This window comes from Candidatus Eisenbacteria bacterium, from assembly GCA_035577985.1.
GTDB lineage: Bacteria > Desulfobacterota > Binatia > DP-6 > DP-6 > DATJZY01.
The window spans coordinates 1-6,014 of sequence record DATJZY010000011.1 but is presented as its reverse complement, the minus strand read 5'-3'; the positions used below and the strand labels follow the sequence as shown (position 1 = coordinate 6,014).

The window sequence follows — 6,014 nt, the reverse complement described above, 5'->3', positions numbered from 1 at the left end:
CCGCTCCATCGGTTTCTGATCTACGACAACGACGCGATCTTCTGTTCCGCGATCACGCAGGCGATCGAGAGCCTCGGTCTCCATCCCCGGCGCACGACACTCGAGAGTCCCTGGCAGAACGGGACTGCGGAGCGGTTTGTCGGCACCGTGCGCCGCGAGCTCCTTGATCATGTGGTCATCCTCGGTGAAGACCACCTGCGACGATTGCTGCGGGAATATGTCGAGTACTACAACACCGATCGCGTCCACACCTCGATCGCCGACGCGCCGGAAGGCCGAGTCTGCGAATCGAAGCCTTCGCTCGGCTCGGAACAATCGGTTACCGCGCGTGGGCGGTCTTCATGGCCGATATGCATGGCGTGAGGCCGCCTGAGTGTGCGGGCGAATTTTGAGAACACACAACGGCCGCTCGCCCTGCAGCTCAGCCCACCATTTGAAATGGAGATACAAGTCGCTCGCGCCGCACGTATGCTCGGGGGCTACTTCACAGCACTCTTCCGGGAACTTCGAGAGCCGCGTCGACGAGCAATACTCCTGTGGGCGACACTCGCGAAGGGCGGCTAGGAGCTTCAAACGGGCAGCGAAGAACCCCGTCGATATCGATGCTGAACCTCGCTGGGCTGATCGATCAGAAGGCCACATACGAAGTCCCCGCGACGAGGGCTCTCCATCAATGGCAATAGGCTCGACCGATCTCGCGAACCTGCGTGAGCGCTTTCAAGCGCTCCTCTCGGTCGCCGAATCGATCACCTCATGCCGGGAGCCGGAAGATCTCTTCGCCCGGCTGGCGGGCGAGCTGCAGCGCGTCGTGCCCTTCGACTTCGTCGGCCTAATGCTCTACGACCCGGAGCGCGATGCCGTGCAGCCCGCGGTCTTGGAGACCGGGAGGACGCCGCTCGTGCCGCGACCCGAGGTGGTGGCGGCAGACTCGCCGACTCGCTTCGTGATCCTCTCCCAGCAGCCGCTCATCATCCCGGACGTCGCGGCCGAGACCCGATGGCCCGAGGCGATCATGGCGATCCGGCAGCAAGGCACGAAGAGCTTCTGCGTGCTCCCACTGACGACGGCGCGAAAGCGGCTCGGTTCGCTCGCATTTGGGCGTCGCGAGCAAGCGACCTACACGGAAGCCGAGGTCGAGTTCATGGGCGAGGTCGCGAAGCTCGTCGCGGTTGCAGTCGAGAACGCCACGGCGTTTCGCGAGATCGCGCAGCTCAAGGACAAGCTCGCAGCAGAGCGCCTGTACCTCGAGAGTGAGATCAAGACCGAGCACCCGTTCGAGGAGATCGTCGGAGACAGCCCGGCGCTGCGCGGCGCGCTCCAACAGGTCGAGGTGGTCGCGGCGACGGACTCGACCGTGCTCCTCCTCGGCGAAACCGGCACCGGCAAGGAGCTGCTCGCACGCGCCATCCACGATCGCAGCAGCCGTCGCGAGCGCACGTTCGTGAAGATCAACTGCGCCGCCATTCCGTCGGGTCTTCTCGAGAGCGAGCTGTTCGGGCACGAGAAGGGCGCGTTCACCGGCGCCATCGCGCAGAGGATCGGCCGCTTCGAGGTCGCCGACCGCGGGACGCTCTTTCTCGACGAGGTCGGCGAGATCCCGCTCGAGCTGCAGCCGAAGCTGTTGCGTGTCTTGCAAGAGAAGGAGTTCGAGCGCATCGGCAGCGCGAAGACGATCAGGGTGGACGTCCGCCTGATCGCCGCCACGAACCGGGATCTCCACCGGATGGTGGAGGAGCACCGCTTTCGGGATGACCTCTATTACCGTTTGAACGTCTTTCCGATCCGCGTGCCGGCGCTGCGCGAGCGGTCGGAGGACATCCCCGCGCTCGTCCGGTACTTCGTGCAGCGGCTGGCGCGCCCGATGAATCGGCAGGTGGAGGTCATCTCCGCCGAGACGCTCGAAGCGCTGCGCCGATACCCGTGGCCGGGCAATGTTCGCGAGCTCGCCAACCTCGTCGAGCGCGCGCTGATCCTTTCACGCGGCCGGATCCTCGAAGTGCCGCTCGACGCGCTCGGCCCCCGACGTCCTCCCGCCACCGCGGCGGAGAACGGCGACGAGGTGCTGGTGAGCGCCGAACGCGCCCACATCCTGCGCGCGTTGGAAGAGGCGAACTGGATGCTCGGCGGTCCCAAGGGCGCGGCGGCTCGCTTGGGAATGAAGCGCACGACGCTGCAGTACCGCATGAAGCGACTCGGAATCGAACGCGCCCGCTGAGCGTGCCGGGATTCGGCGAATGTGCCGGATCTCCCGGCGCTGGTCTCGGCACCGGGGAGGTGCGGCGCTTTCTCCTTCTCCGGTTCGCGTCGCTGCGCATGGCACGTGCCTTGCGACGCAGAGGCGTGTGCTCCGCATCACTACCTATCAGGAACGCGACACGGCGGCCTCGGTGGATGCCCTGCGCCGCGGATCGCGGGAGGGCATCGAGTGAGCAGGAATCCCGTGAAGACGAGGCGTGCCGCGGCTGATCCGAAGCGACCGGGCGCAGAGTGCAAGGCAGACCCGGGAGTCTTCTACCCCGCAGTGGACGCGAGGCGCTGCGAGGGCAAGGGGGACTGTGTCGCAGTCTGCCCGTACGATGTCTTCGAAGTCGGCCCCATGGACGACGAGACGTTCGACGCGATGCCTCTCCTGGTGAAGCTCAAGCTCTGGGCGCACGGCAGAAGGACTGCTTATACGCCGAACGCCGATGCGTGTCGGGGCTGCGGCCTCTGCGTGGTGGCGTGCCCGGAGCAAGCGATATGGCTGGTCGGGCCCCTTGTCAGACGTGAGTAATGGCTTCGCGGTCGTCGCGCGATCACCATTGGATGGAGTCATCACCATGGCAATTGAATTCTCCCCGGTCGACCCACGAGCTGGGCGAGCGAGCCTCGCCCGTCGCGCGTTCATCGAGGTTCGGCGTCTCGGGACCGTTATGCGGCGGCTGACCGACGACAAGATGGCGCACTACCGGAAGCCGTTCGCGCATGCGCGGGAGAGGACCGCGTCCGTGAGCTCGTCCGCATGTCGCCCCCAGACGGAGGTCACCGTGAAGGGCCTGCACACGCTGCAGGAGGATACCCACGACGAGATCGGTGCAGCGATCGCGGACTTGGTCCGGCGGCTGAGAGGTTCCGTCCGCTCGTAGCGGATGGCGCTAGCAACGAACGAAGCCAGAAAGGCGGATTCGATGATGGGCGTAGCGAGGCTGTCATACCTGGGCCTGAACGCGAGCGACCTTGGCGCATGGAAGAAATTCGGCACCGAGGTTCTCGGATTCGAGATCGGCACCGATAGCCAGGATCGGCTCCTCTACCTGCGCGGGGACGAGCGACACCATCGACTCACCATTCATGCGGGAGACGAGGACGATGTCTCCTACGTGGGATGGGAGCTCGCGAGTCATGAGGTTTTGGAAGCGGCGGCGGGCGTGTTGGAGAGTCAGGGCGTCCAGGTGCAAGCGGGAATGCCCGACGAGCTGGCCGAGCGGCGCGTGCTGGAGTTCGTCTATTTCACGTGCCCCTACACCGGCGTGCGGATGGAGCTCACCGTCGGCAACGAGACGCTGCTCTACCCGCGCTTCACGCCGACGCGTGCGCTGTCCGGCTTCCTGATGGGAGAGCTGGGCCTGGGGCACGTCGTCCTGATCAGCTCGGACGTCCAGGCGGCTGCGCGTTTCTACGTGCGCGCGCTCGGATTCGGGGTCTCCGACTACGTGCTGGCTCCGGACGGCGCTCCGGTGGGAGCCTTCCTCCACTGCAACCCGCGACATCACTCGCTGGCGTTCTTCGGCATGCGGATGTCTCCGCGCAAGATCCAGCACCTCATGATCGAAACGAACTCGCTCGACGACGTCGGGACGAGCTACGACCTGTGCCTCGAGCGGAAGATCACGAAGTCGTCGCTGGGCCGGCATCCCGACGACCGGGGGCTGTCCTTCTACTTTCGCAGTCCCTCCCGGTGGCTCTTCGAATACGGCTGGCAGCTGCGGTCGATCGATCCGGCCAACTGGACAACCGAGCGATACGTGATGGGAGCCGGCAACGGTTGGGGACACGCAGGGCTCTTCAGTCCGGACGAATAGCGCTCCGCGCGGCGGCACCCGCGGAAGGCGTTCGGCAACGCGCCCACGCTCGACGCGCTGGAGATCCAACTCTCGTCGAGTCCAGGACGGCTCGCCGATCAGCTCGAGCCGCAAGCGGCTCGAGAGTCGAACCGCGCCTCGATGGCGACAACCGAGAGGCCAGCGCGAGGAGTGGACCTGCGTGGCCAGCAGGCGGTGTCTCGCACGGAGACGACGCGACGCCACGCGTGCTGAATGGATCCGGCGAACGTGCCGGATCCGGGCACGGAAACCGGCACCGGGGCCACGCGGCGCTTCCCAGCGGCGTGTCGCAAGCGCCCGCGCCCGGCACGCGCCTTGCGATGCCGAGCGGGCATGCTTCGCATCACGAGCCAACGCCAAAGCGACACCGTCGTGCTCCGGCTCGAGGGCCGCCTCCAAGGCCCCTGGGTCGACGAGCTGAGCGAATGCTGGCAGCGGACGCGCGAGGCGAGCAACGACGCTGCCTTCCGGATCGAGCTCGTCGACGTTTGCTTCGTCGATGCGGCCGGCAAAGCGCTGCTTACCCAGATGCATCGCGCGGGCGTCGACATCCTCGCAACCGGCGTTCTCACGACGGCGATCCGCGACGAGATCGTCGCGGGGCACGGCGAAGGAGGCTGACTCGATGAACTTCGTCGCCCTCAAGATGCTGGTCGGCGACCGCGCCAAGTACCTCGGAATCATCATGGGGATCACCTTCGCGTCGCTGCTCATCACCCAGCAGACCGCGATCTTCGTCGGCCTGATGACACGGACGTACGGCGCGATCACGGACCTCGGGCAGCCTGACATCTGGGTGATGGATCCGAAGGTGCAGTTCGTCGACGACATCAAGCCGATGCAGGACACGCAGCTGCTGCGCGTGCGCGGTGTGGAGGGCGTCGAGTGGGCGGTGCCGCTCTACAAGGGCCTGCTGAAGGCGCGCCTCGCGGACGGCAACTTCCAGAGCGTGAACGTCGTCGGGCTCGACGACGCGACCTTGGTTGGCGGACCGCCCGAGATGGTGCAGGGCCAGATCGCCGATCTCCGCCGCGCCGACGGCGTCATCGTCGACCTCGTGGGAGCGACCGACAAGCTCGCGAAGCCGCCCGCACTTCCGGGCGGACCCAAGACATCGCTCGCGATCGGCGACGTGCTGGAGATCAACGACCATCGTGCCATCGTCGTCGGAATCTCGCGGAACACGCGCACCTTCCAGTCCCAGCCCGTCGTCTACACGACCTACCTGCGTGCGCTCACGATCGCTCCGCCGGAGCGCCGGCTCCTGTCGTTCGTCCTCGTGAAGGCGAAGCCCGGCCAGGATCTCGACGAGCTCTGTGCGCGGATTCAGCGCACGACAGGGCTCTCTGCCTACACGAGCGACGGCTTCAAGCAGCTCACCGTCAACTACTTCCTCCGATACACGGGCATTCCCATCAACTTCGGGATCGCTGTGGTGCTCGGCTTCATCGTCGGAACCGCCGTAGCCGGGCAAACCTTCTACAACTTCACCCTCGAGAGCATCCGGCAGTTCGGCGCGCTGAAGGCGATGGGGGCGGGGAACGGAACCCTGCTGCGCATGATCCTGCTCCAGGCCGTTGTCGTTGGATCCATCGGCTACGGGCTCGGCGTCGGCGCGGCCTCGGCAATGGGCTTTGCCGCCCGCAACAGCGAGCTCGCGTTCCGCATGCCGTGGCAGCTCCTCTTGGTGAGCGCCGGCGCGGTGGCGCTCATCTGCATGCTCGCGGCGCTGCTCAGCATCTGGAAGGTCATGCGGCTCGAGCCCGCGATCGTCTTCAAGGGGTAGGACATGGAAGCAGCACTTCAGGACGTGGCCGTTCGATGCCGGGGAGTCACCAAGACGTACGGATCCGGCGAGGCGCAGGTGACGGCATTGCGTGGCGTCGATCTCGACGTGCGTCGCGGCGAGCTCCTGATGCTCGTCGGGCCCTC

The 6,014-nt window shown here is 66.1% G+C and carries 7 protein-coding genes; all 7 read left to right on the top strand.

The genetic code is table 11. From position 1 onward, the window contains the following. Positions 1–363, top strand: a 363-nt coding sequence (locus VMS22_01220) for an integrase core domain-containing protein (protein HXJ32634.1), incomplete at its 5' end; no start/stop codon positions are given. A 310-nt stretch (positions 364–673) separates the two neighbouring features. Next, entirely contained in the window at positions 674–2,215 is a 1,542-nt protein-coding gene (locus VMS22_01215; GenBank protein HXJ32633.1) for a sigma 54-interacting transcriptional regulator, read from the top strand. 381 nt (positions 2,216–2,596) lie between these two features. Next, positions 2,597–2,773 (top strand): 4Fe-4S binding protein, encoded by a 177-nt coding sequence (locus tag VMS22_01210; protein HXJ32632.1) that lies wholly within the window; start codon positions 2,597–2,599, stop codon positions 2,771–2,773. Positions 2,774–3,167: 394 nt separating this feature from the next. Next, complete coding sequence (locus VMS22_01205) at positions 3,168–4,061, top strand: VOC family protein (GenBank protein ID HXJ32631.1); 894 nt, start codon at positions 3,168–3,170, stop codon at positions 4,059–4,061. Positions 4,062–4,415: 354 nt separating this feature from the next. Beyond that, a complete protein-coding gene (locus VMS22_01200; protein HXJ32630.1) occupies positions 4,416–4,703 on the top strand; it encodes a hypothetical protein in 288 nt (95 codons plus the stop codon). Between the two features lie 4 nt (positions 4,704–4,707). Continuing rightward, positions 4,708–5,868: an ABC transporter permease gene (locus VMS22_01195; GenBank protein ID HXJ32629.1), complete on the top strand. Its 1,161-nt coding sequence runs from the start codon at positions 4,708–4,710 to the stop codon at positions 5,866–5,868. Positions 5,869–5,871: 3 nt separating this feature from the next. After that, the coding region (locus VMS22_01190) for an ABC transporter ATP-binding protein (GenBank protein ID HXJ32628.1) at positions 5,872–6,014 on the top strand (143 nt) is incomplete at its 3' end.